This is a genomic window from Paludisphaera mucosa, from assembly GCF_029589435.1.
Lineage (GTDB): Bacteria > Planctomycetota > Planctomycetia > Isosphaerales > Isosphaeraceae > Paludisphaera > Paludisphaera mucosa.
The window spans coordinates 3,547,729-3,564,735 of sequence record NZ_JARRAG010000002.1 but is presented as its reverse complement, the minus strand read 5'-3'; the positions used below and the strand labels follow the sequence as shown (position 1 = coordinate 3,564,735).

Below are 17,007 nucleotides of genomic sequence, written 5' to 3'. Positions count from 1 at the left end.
CGGCGTGCGCCGGCTCGGCTCATTTCCGACCGGGGCGGGCCCGGGGCTTGCCCCGGTCGCGGCGGTCGTCGGTGCGCTCGCCGCCGCCGGGGCGGTCCTTCCCTTTGCCTTCCTTGCCGCCGCCGTCGCGGTCGTCGACGATCTTGCGGTAGGTGGGGTCTTTCTTGGCCTCGTCGAGCACGCGGTTCCAGAACTTGGCGATGCTGCCGGGGGGCTTGGCGGGGGCGGTGGGCGTGGGCGGGCCTTTGCGACCGTTGCCGCCGTCGCCGAAGTCTTCGCCTTCCGCCGGCGTCTCGTGGATGATCTTGGGGAGCAGCAGGCGCTCGCCGATCGACCACAGGCTGCTGGTGATGAAGTAGAGGCCCAGGCCGGACGGGACCTTGTAGAACATCACAGCCATGACGACCATCATGTACTTCATCGTCTTCTGCTGCATCTCGGCCTCGGGCGTCGTGGCCGGGGGCGCGAAGAGCTTGGTCTGCACGAGCATCAGGCCGACGACCAGGATCGGCAGCAGGTTGAACCAGTGGCCGAGGAACATCACGTCGACCGGCAGCCGGAAGAGCATGTCGGGCGCGGCGAGGTCGTTGATCCAGAGGAAGGGCGCCTGGCGGAGCCCGACCGACGTGTTCAGCGCCTGCCAGAGGCCGACGAAGATCGGCAGCTGGATCAAGGCCGGGAGGCAGCCGCCGACCGGGTTGACGCCGTGCTTCTTGTACAGGGCGAAGGTCTCGCGGGTGAGCTTCTCCTTGTCGTCCTTGTACTTCTCCTGGATCAGCTTCATGTGAGGCTGGAGCGCCTGGCTGCGCTGGGCCATCAGGGCCTGTTTGCGGCCCAGGGGGAACATCAGCATCTTGACGATCAGCGTCAGCAGGATGATCGCGACGCCGTAGTTGCCCCGCACGCCGCCGAAGAGGGCCGACACCCGCTCGGTCAGGGCGTAGGTGAACGACAGGATCGGCGTGATGACGTAGCGGGCGATGGTGGGGGCCAGGGGGATGATCCCCTTGCGGTAGACCCCCAGCTCCTCCGCCCCGTAGGGCATGAGGGCGGCCTCGGTCTTGGGGCCGGCGAAGACCTGGAAGGCGAAGGTCTGCGGGGCGTTGGGCCCGACCTTGACCGGCTTGGAGCCGATCCGCACGCCGACGTCGGACTTCTGGATGTCCTGGGGGTGGCGGTGCAGGACGATCGCCCGGGTCTCGCGGTCGATCCGGTCCTCGGGGTTCTTCGAGGCCAGGATGGGGGCGACGAGGATCGCGAAGTACTGGTTCTCGACGCCCGTGAACCGCAGGGGCTGGACGGTGGAGTCGACCACCTTGTCGCCGGCCTTGGCGACCTCGTACGCCGTGTGGGCCTCGAGCGAGACGGACCCGCCCGGGGCGGCGGTGCCGAAGAAGACCTCGCGGAAGGTCGAGGTGTACCACTCGCCCTCGATCGGGATCCCGTAGGGGCCGAGCAGGTTGTAGCTGAAGGCGCGTTCCTGGTCGGGGCTCTCGAACTTCAGGTCGAACTCGAAGCCGTCGGCGCCCTGCCAGAGGCGGAAGGTCTTGGTGACGATCACGCCGTTGTCGGCCTTGGTCCGGAACGAAGCCTCCTGGCCCTCGGCGGCCGGGACGCCGTCCCTCGCCTCGCGCTTGAGGTTCCGGACCACCCGCCCTTGCTCGTCGCGGACGGCCTCCCAGAGCTGGGCGTCGAGCATGTCCTCGGTGACGGCCACGTCGGGGTTGAGGTCGGAAAGCTCGGCCCGCTCGATGGGCCGCAGCGCCGGCGCGGCGCGGCCGGGGCCGTCGGGGGAGCTGAGGGTGAGCGACAGCGACGGCGGCCAGGCGGCCGAGAGCAGGGGCTTGCTGCGGTCGCGGCCGATGAGCTGCAGCGGCAGGTGGGGATTCACCCGGCCCTCGAAATCGGCGTCGTACCGCGACGAGACGACGGACTCGACGCCCGCCCCCTTCTGGTCGAGCTGCACCTGGAAGCGATAGCCGGTCGGCGAGGCGTCCCCGAGCGAGCCCAGCACCAGCTCGGCGGCCGGGACGAGGTCGACCTTGGCCTTGGAGTCCTCGCCCTTGGCGGCCGGCTCCTCGGGCTTGACGACGTCCCGCTTCGCGACGGCCGCCTCGGCCTTCTTCGCGGCGGCGAGGGCGTCGGCGTCGGCCTTGGCCTTGGCGACGACGGCCGGGGGCTTCTTGGGCGCGGGCGGCGGCGTCAGGCCGAGCCTCTGCAGGAGATAGGGGAAGCCCATCACCCACACGAAGGTCAGCATCACGAATACGACGAGGCGTCTCTCATTGCTCATGAACCAGGAGTCCCGAAGCGGTTGGACGGGGCGAGTCGAGGGCGATGCGACCAACCGACCTCGGGGCCGGGGATCGACCCGGACGATCCCGGGCCGAGGAGGACGCCTCGGATGCTCGCCTCGATTGTCGCCAGCGGGCGTCCGGTCCGCAAGGCGACCTGCGCGCCGACGCCGGTCCGCCGCCCCCGACGGGGGCGGGGCCGGTACGCCCGCGACGGCCTCAGCGGCCCTGGCGGAGGCGGTCGCCGAGGAAGGGATCCAGCTCGGTGATCGCGTGGATCTTGCGGATGGTCTTCTCGAGGTCGTAGGGCACGCGGCGGTAGGTGATCTTGGGGGGCTTGGAGGAGTCGCCGTCGTCGAGGACGAGGTAGCAGGCGCGGGGGTCGCCGTCGCGGGGCTGGCCGACGGAGCCGACGTTGATCAGCAGCTTGCCGTCGCCCAGGGTGTACTCGTTGTCGATCTCCTCGGGGGCGAAGAACTGGTAGCTCTCGGTGAAGATCCCCGGGACGTGGGTGTGGCCCTGGAAGCAGTAGCGCTCGACGAGCTGGAACAGCCGCTCCATCTTGCGGTGGTTGTAGATGTCCTCGGGGAAGATGTACTCGCTCAGCGGGTTCCGCGGCGAGCCGTGCACGAACAGGAAGGGGGACATCCGGTGCGAGCGGAGCAGCTCGCCCAGGAACTCCCAGCGCCGCTCGTTGTTGGCGCGATCGGTCGAGCTTTCGAGCTGGCCGCGGGTCCAGAAGATGGCCCGCTCGGCGCCGACGTTGAAGCCGTCGGGGTCGAACATGGCCCCCTGGTCGTGATTGCCGAGCAGCGTGACGTGGCAGTTCTCGATGACCAGGTCGATGCACTCGCGGGGGTTGGGGCCGTAGCCGATCACGTCGCCCAGGCAGAAGATCTCGTCGACCGCCTGGCCCTCGATGTCGCGCAGGACGGTCTCGAGCGCCTCGAGGTTCCCATGAATATCGCTGATGATCGCACGACGCACCGCGGGGGATCCTCCGAGGAAAGGAGGGGATCGGCCGCCGGCAGGATCGGTGGCCTGGCCGAGAACGACCGGGGGTGCCGCGAAGGGGCGAGGCTCCCACCAGACTATCTTACTTGACGCACTTCTTGCGGAGGAAATTTCCTCCGGCGCCCTCAATACTAAAGATAAGTCTGGGATCGGCGACGGGTCAAGTTCACCAATCCATGGACGTACTTCGCGACGACCTCGTCGATCCCGTCGAAATCCGGCTTTCCGGGCCTGCAGGGGCCCTCACGCCGCCTCTCGGGGCCGGCGGGATGTTGCGAAATCGCCTCTCGAGAATCCTGAATCGGGTGCCGCTCGGCCCGGCGGACTCCCGTGCGGACAGGCCGTCGCCCCTTTATCGAGGGGAGCTTCGGCGGTAGGTGATCTTGGGGGGCTTGGAGGAGTCGCCGTCGTCGAGGACGAGGTAGCAGGCGCGGGGGTCGCCGTCGCGGGGCTGGCCGACGGAGCCGACGTTGATCAGCAGCTTGCCGTCGCCCAGGGTGTACTCGTTGTCGATCTCCTCGGGGGCGAAGAACTGGTAGCTCTCGGTGAAGATCCCCGGGACGTGGGTGTGGCCCTGGAAGCAGTAGCGCTCGACGAGCTGGAACAGCCGCTCCATCTTGCGGTGGTTGTAGATGTCCTCGGGGAAGATGTACTCGCTCAGCGGGTTCCGCGGCGAGCCGTGCACGAACAGGAAGGGGGACATCCGGTGCGAGCGGAGCAGCTCGCCCAGGAACTCCCAGCGCCGCTCGTTGTTGGCGCGATCGGTCGAGCTTTCGAGCTGGCCGCGGGTCCAGAAGATGGCCCGCTCGGCGCCGACGTTGAAGCCGTCGGGGTCGAACATGGCCCCCTGGTCGTGATTGCCGAGCAGCGTGACGTGGCAGTTCTCGATGACCAGGTCGATGCACTCGCGCGGGTTGGGGCCGTAGCCGATCACGTCGCCCAGGCAGAAGATCTCGTCGACCGCCTGGCCCTCGATGTCGCGCAGGACGGTCTCGAGCGCCTCGAGGTTTCCGTGAATATCGCTGATGATCGCACGACGCATCGAGGGAGTCCTCCTCACGGAATGAGGGAGATCGTCATGAGGCTTCGGCAGCTTTCGGGACCGACGTCAGGGCCCCTCGGTTGTGGGTCGCGGCATGATATGAATCATGAATGAGAATTCGTCGAAAAGAAAGTTGATTCGCACCCGATTTCGCCGGGGAAAGTCTCGACGCCCCCCACCCACTATCGATGGTTTCGAGGAACCGCGGCTGACTCCCGGGCCGATCCCCGGCTATAGTCGGCGGTCGCGTTCCGTCTCGTTCTCCTCGGCCCCGTGAGTCCCCGTCGTCGTGCCCTCCTCCCAGAATCTCCTCGCCCTGGACACCTCGGGAGACCGCTCGACGATCGGCCTTCGGACCGCCTCGGGCCTGGTCTTCGAAGCCGAGACCGACGGTTCGCGGAAGCACGGCCGCGACCTGATCCCCTGCATCCGGACCCTGCTGGAGCAGGCGGGGATCCGGCCGCTCGAACTCGGCACGATCGGCGTCGGCCTGGGGCCGGGCTCGTACACGGGCCTGCGGATCGGCCTGACCGCGGCGCGGACGCTCGCCTACGCGGCCGGCGCGCGGCTGGTCGGGTTCGACAGCCTGGAGGCCCTGGCCGGCAACGCCCCGGAGTCGGCGACCCGGGTCCTGGTCGTCGGCGACGCCCAGCGCGGCGACCTCTACGCCGCCGAATTCTCCCGCGAGGCCCCCGGCGCCCCGCTGGTCGCCCGCGGCCCGACCCGGATCGAGCCCCTGTCCGAGTGGTCGTCGCGGGTCGAGGCCGGGGATTTCGTCCTGGCCTCGGGCCTCAAGAGCCCGGCGATGCGTTCGAGCCTGGCGGCCCTCGCCGCGATCGACCTCGACGACCCGATCCACCGCGCCACCGGCCGCGGGCTCGTCGAGCTGACCCTGCGGCTGGCCGAGAACGGCCCGCCCGGCGACCTCTGGGGCCTGGAGCCCAACTACCTGCGCCGGAGCGCGGCCGAGGACCAGTGGGACGCCCGAGCGGCCCGGCCCTGAGCCCCGGGCTCCCGCCCTCGATTGTGGCCGGACGACGGGTCGACTATGATGGGACCCGTGCGCCCCGTCCCGCCCTCAGGAGGAGCCTGGATTGTCCCCGCCCCGCACCCCCGCCGACCGAACGTCGCGAGCCCCCCGGTTCGCCTTCACGCTGATCGAGCTGCTGGTGGTCATCGCGATCATCGCGGTCCTGATCGCGCTCCTGCTGCCGGCCGTCCAGGCCGCCCGCGAGGCCGCCCGCCGGGCCCAGTGCACGAACAACCTCAAGCAGCTTTCGCTGGCCGCGCTGAACTACGAGTCGGCGCAGCAGGTGATCACGCCGGGCGGCTTCACCCGTCGCGGGACGCTGCCGGGCTCGAAGTGGAACTTCAGCCCGTTCGTCCACATGCTCCCGTTCTTCGAGCAGCAGAACGTCTTCAACATGGTGAACTTCGACCCGGGCGTCTTCACCGCGGAGAACGCGACCCTGGCCGGGATCAGCGTCTCGGCCCTGCAGTGCCCCAGCGACGCGTCGAGCTTCGACCTGACCCCGGTCAACGTCAGCCAGTACGCGAGCCTGCCGACCGGCGATTGGAAGCAGGCCAAGAGCAGCTACGCGGGCGTCGTGGGGTGCTGGAGCCTGATGCTCCACATCGACAACCCGACCTTCGAGGCCCGCCGCCGGAACACCAACGGCGCGATCTACGCCCACAGCTCGACCCGGCTGGCCGAGATCACCGACGGCGCCAGCAATACGATCCTCTTCGCCGAGCACGACCATGGCGCGTTCGACTCGGCCGGCCGGGCGCAGTACCACGGCTGGAATTCGGGCTTCTGGACCGACACGCTCATCGGCGGCTACTACCCCGTCAACGGCACCCTCAAGCTGCTCCGGCTGAGCGACACCACGGCGCGCGACTACATCGCCTTCAACATCGGCAGCCGTCACCCCGGAGGGGCCAACGTCGGCCTGGCCGACGGCAGCGTCCGGTTCCTCAAGGACACCGTCGACTGCTGGCCGATCGACCCGGGGACCAAGACGGCGACCGGCCTGATCTTCAACGGCGACGGCCAGGGGACCATGCAGATGACCCCCGGCATGAAGCTCGGCGTCCTCCAGGCCCTCTGCACGCGGAACTTCGGCGAGGTCGTCTCGGCCGACTCCTACTGATCGAACCGTCCCGAACCGACCCGCGCGGCCCCGACATGACCGGATCCCCCCCCGACCAGGCCCGGACGAAGTCGACCTACGGCCTCCAGTGGAACCGCTTCCGAATCGTCAGGGACGAGGAGGACCGCGCCACCTTCGCCAACCGGACGGGCCTCCGGTCCGAGGACCTGGCCGGCAAGGTCGTGCTCGACGGCGGCTGCGGGATGGGCCGCTACCTGCGGGTGGCGGCCGCCGGCCCCCGCCTGGTCGTCGGCCTCGACCTCAGCGAGGCCGTCCTGGCGGCGCGCGACCTGACCGCGGGGATGCCGAGCGTCGCCATCGTCCGCGGCGACCTGCTGCGGACGCCGTTCGCCGCGGGGTCGTTCGACCACATCTACTCGATCGGCGTGCTCGACCACACCCCCGATCCCCGCGCGGCGTTCCTGGAGCTGGCCAGGCTCCTGAAGCCGGGGGGGCGGATCGCGATCTGGGTCTACGAACGCGAGAGCCCGGTCGTCGAGCGGATCATGAACGCCCATCGGGCGGTGTCGACGCGGCTGCCGCTCGGGCTGCTGCTGGGTCTCTGCCGGGTCTCGGCGCCGATCGGCCTCCTGAAGCGGCGGCTCATGACCAGCCGGCGGCGGGTCGTCGAGCGGGCGGGGGTGGCCCTGCACGCACTGACGATCGGGGTCTCGATGCATCCCGACGCCGAGGTCCGGGTCTGCGACACGCTCGACTGGTACGCGCCGAAGTACCTCTCCCGCCACACCGTCGAGGAGGTGCGGGGCTGGTTCGCCGAGGCGGGGCTGGTCGACTTGGTCGACCTGAGCCGGGGCCAGGTGTTCCACCACGAGGGGCAGGGGAACGGCGTCAACCTCGCCGGGTGCAGGCCGGTCGGGCCGTCGGCCTGAGACGGAGCCGCCGGCCGGCGGGCGGGCGTGGGCCGCTTGACCGCCGGAAGCGGCGATTTCTAAGATAAAAGGTCCCGTCGCGTGAACGCATCGGGGCGGTCGTTCGTAGAAAGCGCATCCGTCATCGCGGCGACGTCACGTCCTGCGCCGGCCGTCACCCTTGCGGTCGCCCTAATCGGAGATTTTTCAACATGTTGCGGTGGGTCATCCTGGTAGTCGTGGTGGTCGGGCTGGCGGCGGGCTCCACGGTGCTCATGAATGCGACGCCGACGAGCACGCCCTGGAACCTGCCGGTCGCCCCGGTCAAGACGGGCCCCGCGCCCAAGGCCGTGGTCGACGGCGACCTCACCTGGGAGTTCGGCGAGATGGGCCAGCAGGCGACGGGCCGTCGGACCTGGAAGCTGACCAACAAGGGGGAGGCCGACCTCGAGATCTGGAAGGGGACCTCCACCTGCATGTGCACCGTCGCCAAGCTCCGCAAGGAGGGCGACAAGCTGGTCCTCAAGCCGGGCGAGTCGACCGAGATCGACATCGAGTTCAAGACGAACTTCGTCACGGGCGACTTCCACAAGGGCGCCAACATCGAGACGAACGACCCCGACCACCCGACCTTCCCGCTCTTCGTCCACGGCAAGATCAACCCGCCCGTCGTGGTCATCCCCGGCGACACGATCGACCTGCGTTCGGTCAGCAGCGACGACCCCAAGAGCGTCTTCGTGGCGGTCTATTCGCCCGACCGGCCCGAAACCAAGATCACCGAGGTCAACACGTCCCGGCCCGAGTTCTTCAAGACCGACGTGGTCCCGATGTCGGAGTCGGAGCTGGCGAGCGGCAAGCTCAAGGCGGGGTACAAGGTGAACCTCAACCTCCAACCCGGCTTCCCGATCGGCCACATGCGCGAGGAGGTCGTGATCCACACCGACCACCCCCACCGGCCCGAGATCAAGCTCACGGTGGTGGGCGCGGTGAGCGGGCCGATCAGCGTCGTCCCCGACCGGGTGCGGATGGTGACGGTCAAGAGCAAGGAAGGGGCCTCGGCCGAGGTCACGCTCCTCGTCCGCGGCGGCAAGGAGGCGAACTTCACGGTCGCCCAGAAGCCCGACAAGATCGACGTCTCGGTCGAGCCCGCCGACGCGGGCGGCGTCAAGGGCCGCTACCGCCTGAAGGTCAACGTCCCCAAGGGGACCCCGCCGGGGCTGATCGACGGCGAGATCGTGCTCAAGACCGACATGGCGAGCGTGGGCGAGCTGAAGGTCCCCGTCAGCTTCCTCGTCGGCTCGAACTGAGAGGCCGTTTCCGAAGACCGAGTGGCGTCCGTTCCGACGCCTTCCCCCCTCGCAGGGGAAGGCAGACCCCGCAGGAGTCGAACGAGGGGGAGGACGCACCAGGCTCCGCCGGAATCGCACGGCAGGCGGGATGTCGAGGCGACGGCTTTCGTGCTCGTCTCCCCCTCATCCGGCCCTCCGGGCCACCTTCCCCCGCGAGGGGGGAAGGCCGTCGTCCGGTGGGCCTGACAGCCTCTGGAACCGTGTTTGAGCGCCTCGGACGTCCCCGGCGGCCGGGGAATTGACCTTATCGGCCCACGACCCGCCGAGTAGACTCCGCGATCGGCCCCGGCCCCGCGGCGGCCCGCACGGCGGGCTCGCCCGGCCGGCGCGGGACGGGCTCCAGCAAGGAGGGAACGACGTTGGCCCGATCATCCTTGAGGCCGCTCGCCGTCGTCGCGACGGCCGCAGCGCTCCTGGCTTACGTGGGATGCACCCGCCCCGACGCGGAGAAGGGGGCTGATGGGACGTCGTCCTCGCCGCCCCCGGCCGCGCCCGCGGCCGACGCCCCGACCAAGTCCTTCAAGCTGTTCGCCCAGTGGCCGACCCCCCAGGGGATCCTCGTCGTCTCGGGCGAGATGGACGGCTATCTCGAACCGTGCGGCTGCGCCGCGGGCCAGCTCGGCGGGCTGATCCGGCGGTTCGACTTCGTGCGGCGGATGAAGGCCCAGGGCATCCCCTACGCCCTGATCGACCTGGGGAGCCTCATCAAGGATCCCGCCGGGGCCCGCGGCGGCTTCGAGCAGGCCAAGATCAAGTTCGGGATCGCCATCAAGGCCCTCGGCGCGTTCCCGTACGACGCCCTGGCCCTGAGCGCCGACGACCTCAAAATCGGCGTCGGCGAGGCCTTCGCGCAGTTCCTCAACGGCCTGGAAGGCTCGACGAAGCTGGTCGCCGCGAACGTCGTCCCCGGGGCCGGCTTCGAGACCCTGATCGTCCCGCACGTCCTCGTCCAGGCCGGCCCGGTCAGGCTGGGCGTCACCTCGGTCCTCGATCCCGGGACGCTGGCCAAGCTGACCGACCCGGACAAGGACGCTTTGCTGCCGACCGTGAAGCGTCCCGACGACGTCCTGCCGGGCGTCCTCCAGGATCTGGAAGGCCGGAGCGACTACCAGGTCCTGATGATCCAGGGCCCCCCTCAGGAGGCCCGTCGGCTGGCGACGGCCTACCCGGGCTTCGACATCGTAATCGCCACCTCCGAGGTCGCCGACCCCGAGCAGGACCCCCAGATGCTCAACGGCGGCAAGACGATGCTGGTCAACGTCGGCCGCCGGGGCAAGTACGTGGGCGCGATCGGCTTCTTCGAAGGCGCCGCCCCGAGGTACCACCAGCTCGGGCTCACCGAGAAGTACAACGGCCCGGGGAGCGAGGTCAAGAAGATCATCGAGGACGAGTACCGCGGCCTCCTCAAGGCGGTCGGCACGGTCGAGAACTTCCCCCGCCACGACTACGTCGGCGGCGCCCCGGGGGCGACCTTCATCGGGGCCGAGTCCTGCAAGCAGTGCCACCCGAACACGTTCCTGAAGTGGTCGACCACCAAGCACGCCCAGGCGTTCGTGAGCCTGGAGCACGACCCCAAGCCCGACGTGACCTTCGACGCCGAGTGCGTCACCTGCCACACCGTCGGCTTCGAGTACAACTCGGGCTGGAAGTCGGCCGCGGCCACGCCGCTGCTGAAGGGCAACCAGTGCGAGAACTGCCACGGGCCGGCCTCCAAGCACGTCGCCGCGCCCGACGACCTGGCCTTCCGCACGGCCCTCAAGCTGACCGCCGAGCAGGCCGACCGCAACCGGCTGTGCATCCGCTGCCACGACGAGGACAACTCGCCCAAGTTCGTCTTCGAGACCTACTGGCCCCAGGTCATCCACAGCAAGCTCGACACGTACACCGACCCCAAGGTCCACCAGGGCGTCGCCGCGAAGCCCGCCGACGCCCCCACCGCCGCCAAGGGCGACTGACGCCCGCCAGGGAAGGCTCGACGACCATGACCCAGACGACATCGACCGCCCCGCCGACCGGCCGCCTCGAACGGATGCGGGCGACCTATCGCGAGGACCACCAGAACCCGATCAACCACGTCCTGCACGTGGGCGTCGGCTGGCCGATCATGGCGCTCGCCGTGATCCTCGCCCCGTTCCGGCCGTGGTGGGCTCTCGGCCTGTTCTGCCTCTCGTACGGGATCATGTGGACCGGGCACTTCGTCTTCGAGCGCAACCTCCCCACCGTCTTCACCCACCCCACGACGCCGTTCGTCATGGCCTGGTCGGTGATCCGCCAGATTTTCGCCGGCCTGGGCCGACTGCTGACCGGGAAGTCCGGGGGGGCCTGAAACCCTGGAGCCCGGCCATCGGCCTGGCCTGGGTCCGTTACGGCTTCGCTCGGGCTTCGTTGGTTTCAGCGTTCGACGATATGGATGGATGTAAAGTCTGTTGAGATGTGGACTTTGGTCCGGTCTGATGGCCCCGCGGATTGGCTTCGTTGGCCCGAATTTTTTGTTTTTCCGTGTTCTCGGGCTTAAGTTGAGGCGGCAAGCGGAGCCGACGGCGCAAGCCTCCTAAGGTAGGATGGTCTCGGATCACCGCTCCGCGAATGGCACCTTCCAGATGGCCCTCGATCCACCTTCTCCCGGGGGAGAAGGGCCGCCACGCCTTAATATGCGGCCGTCGTCAGGAAACCCCGACGGCCTCCCGCGCCTCGCGGAGCATCTCGCGGGCCTCGCGGCGGGTGCTCTCGACGGCGGAGTCGCCTCGGAGCATGGCGGCCAGCTCGGCGACGCGTTCGGTCTCGGCGAGCGGGGCGATGGTGGTGCGGGTGCGGCCGCGGTCGACCTGCTTGCGGATGACCCACTGCTTGCGGGCGTAGCTCGCCATCTGCGGCAGGTGGGTGACGCAGACGACCTGATGGTGCCTCGCCAGGTCGGCGAGCGTCTTCCCGAGCGCCGAGCCCAACCGGCCGCCGACGCCCGTGTCGATCTCGTCGAAGACGAGCGTGGGGACGCTGTCGACGGCCGCCAGCACCGCCTTGGCCGCGAGCGTGACCCGCGACAGCTCGCCGCCCGAGGCGATCTTGCGGAGCGGCTGGGGCACCTCGCCGGGGTTCGCCAAAAAGATCATCTCGACCCGGTCGGCCCCCGACTCGGGCGGCGAGGCGACGGTCGGGTCGTCCCCCAGGTCGCGCGACTCGACGTCGACCGAGAGCTTGGCCCGGTCCATCCCCAGGCACTTCAGCCGCGCCTGGATCGCCTTGCCGAAATCCTTGGCCGTCTTGCGGCGGCCCTCCGAGAGCGCGGCGGCGGCCCGCTTCAGGGTCGACCAGGCCTCGCCGAGGGGCTTGTCGAACTCCTTCAGGTCGGTCTCGGCGCGATCGATGGCGGCCAGCTTGGCCTCGACCTCGGCCCGGAGCGCGGCCAGCTCGTCGGGCTTGCAGTGGAAGTGGTTGGAGAGCTTGCGGTAGAGGGCGAGCCGGGTCTCGACGTCCTCCAGGCGTTCGGGGTCGTCGTCCCAGTCCTTCCCCAGGTCGCGGAGGGTGTAGGCGATCTCGCGGGTCTCGTCGGCGAGGCGTTCGAGGCAGGCGGCGGCGTCGGCCAGCTCGGGGACGTCCTTCGCCAGCGGTTCGAGCGACCGCGCGACGCGGCAGAGGATCTCCTGCGCCGAGCGGTCGGCCTCGTAAAGCAGCCGATGGCCGTCGACGGCGGCCGTGCGGAGGGCCTCGGCGTTGGCGAGGATGTGCGACTCCTGCACCAACTCCTCGTGCTCGCCGGCCTTGGGGTCGGCGGCGGCCAGCTCGTCGCGTTCGAACTCCAGCAGCGAACGCTCGCGCTGGCGGGCCTGGGTGGCGTCGATCAGGGCCTGGCGGGAGCGGCGCAGGCCGTCGTGCTTCGCGCGGGCCTCGGAGTAGGTGAGGTGCAGCTCCTCCAGGCCGCCGAAGGCGTCGAGCAGGCCGCGCTGACGGTCGGGGTCGACGAGCGCCCGGTTCTCGAACTGGCCGTGGAGGTCGATGAGCCGCTCGGCCAGCTTCTGGAGCGTCGCGATCGTCACGGGCATGCCGTTGACCTGCGCCGCGCTCCGGCCCTGGGCCGAGACCCGGCGGTTGATGATCAGCGTGCCGTCGTCCAGGGCGTTGCCGAGGATCTCCTCAAGCTCGACGCGCAGGGTGGGGCTCTCGATCTCGAAGACGGCGCCGGCCCGCGCCTCGGGCTTGCCTGCGCGCACCAGCTCGGCCGAGGCCTTGCCGCCGAGCACCAGGCCCAGGGCCGAGAGCAGGAGACTCTTGCCCGCCCCGGTCTCGCCGCTCCAGACGCAGAAGCCGTCCTCCAGCTCGATCTGGACGTCTTCGATCGTCGCCAGGTTCTGCACCGACAGTTCGCGCAGCACGTTCCGGGCCTCCAAGCCCCCTGTCGTTCCACAGGGTCGGGGTGAAACCCTCTCGCTCGCACTTCATTTTGCCAATCGTCGGCGAACTATCCAGATGTCCTCGATGAAATTTTGAGCACACCTGTTCGGATGGCTCGGATTGCGGGAGCCCGGCCGGATCGTCAAGATCGCCCGCCGCGGAGCGTCCGCACCGGTCCTCCCGACATAATTTAAGACGCCGGTGAGTTTTGCAACTCTCCGCGACGCCGAATCGACGAGAACGTCGCGGCGTGTTTCCGAAGGGCAACGCCGAGCCCGGGCTGGGGACGCCCGCCACGAGGCCTGACCGGCATGGGAAGTGCTACGGTTGGTCCGAACGGCCCCCGGTCCGCGGTCCGGGGGCGATGAACACCATCTCGCGAGGACGCCCCGATGCCGGTCGAACCCTTTCGCGGCAGCTCCCATCCGACGCTGGGCGTGGAGCTTGAACTGCAGATCATCGACGCCGCGACGCTCGAGCTGGCCCCGGTCGGCGATGAGATCATCGAGACGATCCCGGCCGAGCTGTCGGAGTCGGTGAAACCCGAGCTGTACCAGTGCTGCGTCGAGATCAACACCGCGATCTGCCATGACGTCGACGAGGTCGGCCGCGACCTGGCGGGTAAGCTGACGCTGGTCGAGGAACGCGCCCGCCGCTTCGGGGCGCGGGTGGCGTGGGGCGGCTCGCACCCGTTCAGCCACTGGACCGAGCAGCAGATCTCGGAGAGCCCGCGCTACCACCAGCTCATCGACGACATTCAGGACACGATCCGCCGCCAGTTGACCTTCGGCCTGCACGTCCACGTCGGCGTCCCCGACGGCGACACCGCGGCGCGGGCCTGCACGCGGGTCGCGCACTACCTGCCGACGCTCCTGGCCCTCTCGGCCAACAGCCCTTACTGGTGCGGCCGCGACACCGGGCTGAGGTCGTATCGGCTCGACGTGATGGGCACCGCGCCGACGGGCGGCCAGCCGCCCTTCCTCCGCGACTGGGATTCGTTCGTCCGCCTGGCCGAGCGGCTGGCGGAGGTCGGCTCGATCAAGACGACGAAGGAGCTGTGGTGGGACGTCCGCCCGAGCGACCGCCACGGGACCGTCGAGGTCCGCATCTGCGACATGCCGACCGACCTGGCCTCGGTCCAGGGGCTGACCGCGCTGATCCAGTGCCTGATCCACCACCTGGCCCAGGACGCCGGCTCGGAACTCGTCGAGCTGAGCGAGTTCGGCCGCCTGATGATCCGCCAGAACCGCTGGCGCGCCGCCCGGCACGGCCTCGACGCGGTCCTCGTCGACCCCGAGTCGGGCCGCGACGAGGTGGCCCGCGACGCGATCCGCCGCATGACCGAGACCCTGAGCCCCACGGCCGAGAAGTTGGGCTGCACCCGCTGGCTGGCCCACGCCCGGGCGATGGCCGAGCGTCCCGACGGCGCGACCCAACAACGCTCGGTCTTCGAAAAGACCGGTCAGCTCGTCGACGTCGCCCGTTTCCTGGCCGGCGAGCCGGCCTCGGCCGAGGCCGGCTCCGAGGTCAGGGCTTGAGCTTCAGGTTCCGGGCGTGGAAGGCGACGGCCTCCTGGACGTGCTGATCCCAGTAGGCCCAGTTGTGGTCGCCGGGGAATTCCTGGTACTCGTGGGCGATGCGGCGGTCTTCCAGGAACTTGTGGAAGTCGCGGTTGTGCTGGATCAGGAAGTCGTCGGTCCCGCAGTCGATCCGCATCGCCGGGATCCGGCCGTGGTCGATCCGCTCGACGATCGCGAAGGGGTCTTCCGGGCCCCCCTTCGGCTCCTTGCCGAAGATCCGCTCGAACTCCGGGCTCAGCTTGCGGTTCTCGGCGGGATCGGATCGCAGGAAGGCGATCGCGCCCGAGTGCGAGTTGACGCTGCAGAACGTCTCGTGGTGCTTGAGCCCGAGCTTGACCGCGCCGTAGCCCCCCATCGAGAGCCCGCCGATGGCGCGCCCCTCGCGCTCGGCCTTGACGGGGAAGGTGCGGTCGACGAGGCCCACGACGTCCCGGATCAGGTCGTCCTCGTGGGCGTAGCCCTCGGCGGCGTTGGTGTACCAGCCGCGGCCGCCGTCGGGCATCACGACGACCAGGGGCATGTCCTGGACGTAGCGTTCGATGCTCGTGCGGCGGGCCCAGATGGTGTGGTCGTCGGACAGGCCGTGGAGCAGGTAGAAGGTCGACCAGGGGCGGGGGATCGCCGGGTCGTCGGGGAAGATGACGTTGAAGGCCGACGCCTTCGACAGGGAACGGCTGAAGTACTGGATCGTGGCGAAGGCCATCACGACTCCTCGGCGGCTCGGGGGCGGCTCTCGGGCGACGTCGCATCTGGACCCAGTGTCGGGACGCGTTCGCCCGAAAGCAACAGGGCGAGCGGCTCGACGGCCGTTTCGATCGCGGCGGTCGGATCGGCATCCGCGACGCCCAGGTCGTCCCGAAGCGCCACGACGGCCCGCGCGACGAGCGCCCGGCGATCGGCCCGCGCCAGCACGACGGCCAGATCGATCGCCTGGAGCAGGCCCTTGGTCACGGGCCGCTTGGCGTCGGCCGGCGCGAAGGCGCGGAGCAGCCCGAGCGTGATCGGGTCGTCGCCGATCGCCGCGATCAGGGCGGCCTCGGCGGCCGAGCGGCAGGGGATCAGGTAGCAGGTGTCGTCCAGCACCGTCGGCCGGCCGGCGACCGGCCCGACCGCCCGGAACCGCGGGGGTCGGTGCACGCCCGCCACGACCGCCTTGTACGGGGCGAACGTGTACGGGCCGACTCCGAAGAGGGCGAACGGCGGCCGGCCCTCGTAGATCGACGACCGTCGGCGTTCGAAGCGGTCGCGGTGCCCGTCCAGGTAGGCCCAGAGCCTCGGCGCGGTCGTCGCCAGCGTCCGCGTGTCGTCGCCGAGCTTCTCCTGGCAGACGATCAGGGCCCGCCGCGGCCGATCGCCGGCCGGCTTCCTCAGGTCGGCCCCCTTCAGCAGGGGATAGACGTATTCGGGCTCGACGTCCACGACCTCTCCCAGGCCGTTGCACAGCGGCTCGCCGGGGCCGTCGGCGATCAGCTCCATGACGGCGGCGGCGTCGTGCTTCACGCCCTGCCGCCAGTGCAGGGGGCTCGCGCCGAGGGCGAACTCGAAGGCCAGGGCCGTCTCGAAATCGTCGGCGAAGAGGCCACGGATCGCGCCCATCGAACGCGTGGGGGTGGTCGCATCGGGATTGGAGTAGACGTCGACGCGGCCCGTTCCCGCCGTGGTCCCCAGGGCGATCGTGAGGAAACACGCGCCGACGGCCGCGCCGAACCAGCGGCGGGCGTCGATCTCGACCATGTCGGCTGTGAACGCCGTACGCACTTTCGCGAGGTGCTGAAGGATGGCCCGCGCGACCGAGGTCTTGCAGAGCATCGCGATCGTCGCCGCCCGGCCGTCGAGGTCGGCGATCAGCTTGAGCCAGACGGCCTCGCCGAGGTCGAAGTTGGCCGCGCCGGTGCGCGCGGCCAGGCCGCCGAGCTTCTTGAGGTTGCGCTTGGGCGGCAGGTTGCCGCTCTCCAGCCTGCCCAGCTCGGCGTTCGTGACCCACGGAGGATTGCCGACGACCAGGATCGGCCCGTCGCCCTTCCAGGGCAGGTCGACGCCCAGGTCGAGCTGGAAGACGTCGGCGTGGAGGATCGTCGCGCGGTCGCCGAGGCCGGCCCGCGCCTCGTCGCAATAGGCCGATTGCAGCTCGACGCCGATCGCCTCGCGCGGCGGGCTCGGCGAGTCGAGGATGGCCCGGAGGAAGCCCCCGCGCCCGCTCGTGGGTTCGAGGACGCGGGGCCAGCGCCCGCCGATCGGGCCGAGCCTGCGGACCAGGGCGGCGGCGAGTTCCGGGGGCGTCTGGAAGTCGCCGAGGTCTTTACCCAAGCGCAAAAGG

General features: G+C 69.8%; 13 protein-coding genes. 7 read left to right on the top strand and 6 right to left on the bottom strand.

Features of this window, described 5'->3' with window-relative positions:
• Positions 1-19: 19 nt before the first annotated feature.
• From yidC to PZE19_RS23440, 3 genes are all read right to left on the bottom strand, one after another.
• Positions 20-2,293 carry a membrane protein insertase YidC gene (gene yidC / locus PZE19_RS23450; protein WP_277863029.1) on the bottom strand — a complete coding sequence of 758 codons (2,274 nt, stop codon included), beginning with the start codon at positions 2,291-2,293 and terminating at the stop codon, positions 20-22.
• 220 nt (positions 2,294-2,513) lie between these two features.
• Positions 2,514-3,281 carry a metallophosphoesterase family protein gene (locus PZE19_RS23445; RefSeq protein WP_277863028.1) on the bottom strand — a complete coding sequence of 256 codons (768 nt, stop codon included), beginning with the start codon at positions 3,279-3,281 and terminating at the stop codon, positions 2,514-2,516.
• A 379-nt stretch (positions 3,282-3,660) separates the two neighbouring features.
• A complete protein-coding gene (locus tag PZE19_RS23440; RefSeq protein ID WP_277863027.1) occupies positions 3,661-4,350 on the bottom strand; it encodes a metallophosphoesterase family protein in 690 nt (229 codons plus the stop codon).
• A 289-nt stretch (positions 4,351-4,639) separates the two neighbouring features.
• Here PZE19_RS23440 and tsaB point away from each other — a divergent pair, with 289 nt between their 5' ends.
• From tsaB to PZE19_RS23410, 6 genes are all read left to right on the top strand, one after another.
• Positions 4,640-5,353: a tRNA (adenosine(37)-N6)-threonylcarbamoyltransferase complex dimerization subunit type 1 TsaB gene (gene tsaB / locus PZE19_RS23435; protein ID WP_277863026.1), complete on the top strand. Its 714-nt coding sequence runs from the start codon at positions 4,640-4,642 to the stop codon at positions 5,351-5,353.
• Positions 5,354-5,444: 91 nt separating this feature from the next.
• A complete protein-coding gene (locus PZE19_RS23430) occupies positions 5,445-6,503 on the top strand; it encodes a DUF1559 family PulG-like putative transporter (protein WP_277863025.1) in 1,059 nt (352 codons plus the stop codon).
• A 35-nt stretch (positions 6,504-6,538) separates the two neighbouring features.
• Positions 6,539-7,393, top strand: a complete 855-nt coding sequence (locus PZE19_RS23425) for a class I SAM-dependent methyltransferase (protein ID WP_277863024.1) — start codon at positions 6,539-6,541, stop codon at positions 7,391-7,393.
• 191 nt (positions 7,394-7,584) lie between these two features.
• Positions 7,585-8,679: a DUF1573 domain-containing protein gene (locus tag PZE19_RS23420; RefSeq protein WP_277863023.1), complete on the top strand. Its 1,095-nt coding sequence runs from the start codon at positions 7,585-7,587 to the stop codon at positions 8,677-8,679.
• Positions 8,680-9,080: 401 nt separating this feature from the next.
• The gene (locus PZE19_RS23415; RefSeq protein ID WP_277863022.1) at positions 9,081-10,676 is read left to right on the top strand and encodes a multiheme c-type cytochrome; all 1,596 of its coding nucleotides are present in this window, start codon (positions 9,081-9,083) and stop codon (positions 10,674-10,676) included.
• Positions 10,677-10,702: 26 nt separating this feature from the next.
• Positions 10,703-11,047 carry an Mpo1-like protein gene (locus PZE19_RS23410; RefSeq protein WP_277863021.1) on the top strand — a complete coding sequence of 115 codons (345 nt, stop codon included), beginning with the start codon at positions 10,703-10,705 and terminating at the stop codon, positions 11,045-11,047.
• Positions 11,048-11,384: 337 nt separating this feature from the next.
• Here the strand turns inward: PZE19_RS23410 and recN are convergent, their stop codons facing one another.
• The gene (recN, locus tag PZE19_RS23405) at positions 11,385-13,091 is read right to left on the bottom strand and encodes a DNA repair protein RecN (RefSeq protein WP_277863020.1); all 1,707 of its coding nucleotides are present in this window, start codon (positions 13,089-13,091) and stop codon (positions 11,385-11,387) included.
• Positions 13,092-13,502: 411 nt separating this feature from the next.
• Between recN and PZE19_RS23400 the strand changes: the two genes are divergently transcribed.
• Positions 13,503-14,648, top strand: coding sequence for a carboxylate-amine ligase (locus PZE19_RS23400; RefSeq protein ID WP_277863019.1), 1,146 nt, complete (start codon positions 13,503-13,505; stop codon positions 14,646-14,648).
• Here the strand turns inward: PZE19_RS23400 and PZE19_RS23395 are convergent.
• Complete coding sequence (locus PZE19_RS23395) at positions 14,638-15,393, bottom strand: alpha/beta hydrolase (RefSeq protein WP_277863018.1); 756 nt, start codon at positions 15,391-15,393, stop codon at positions 14,638-14,640. The genes PZE19_RS23400 and PZE19_RS23395 overlap by 11 nt on opposite strands.
• Entirely contained in the window at positions 15,393-16,997 is a 1,605-nt protein-coding gene (locus tag PZE19_RS23390; protein ID WP_277863017.1) for a class I SAM-dependent methyltransferase, read from the bottom strand. The genes PZE19_RS23395 and PZE19_RS23390 overlap by 1 nt, the downstream gene beginning before the upstream one ends.
• Positions 16,998-17,007 lie beyond the last annotated feature (10 nt).

What these genes read in the sequence shown, in the direction of transcription:
- yidC (WP_277863029.1), bottom strand. Translation starts at nt 2,293, where the DNA reads ATGAGCAATGAGAGACGCCTCGTCGTATTCGTGATGCTGACCTTCGTG.
- PZE19_RS23440 (WP_277863027.1), bottom strand. Translation starts at nt 4,350, where the DNA reads ATGCGTCGTGCGATCATCAGCGATATTCACGGAAACCTCGAGGCGCTC.
- PZE19_RS23425 (WP_277863024.1), top strand. Translation starts at nt 6,539, where the DNA reads ATGACCGGATCCCCCCCCGACCAGGCCCGGACGAAGTCGACCTACGGC.
- PZE19_RS23420 (WP_277863023.1), top strand. Translation starts at nt 7,585, where the DNA reads ATGTTGCGGTGGGTCATCCTGGTAGTCGTGGTGGTCGGGCTGGCGGCG.
- PZE19_RS23410 (WP_277863021.1), top strand. Translation starts at nt 10,703, where the DNA reads ATGACCCAGACGACATCGACCGCCCCGCCGACCGGCCGCCTCGAACGG.
- PZE19_RS23400 (WP_277863019.1), top strand. Translation starts at nt 13,503, where the DNA reads ATGCCGGTCGAACCCTTTCGCGGCAGCTCCCATCCGACGCTGGGCGTG.
- PZE19_RS23395 (WP_277863018.1), bottom strand. Translation starts at nt 15,393, where the DNA reads ATGGCCTTCGCCACGATCCAGTACTTCAGCCGTTCCCTGTCGAAGGCG.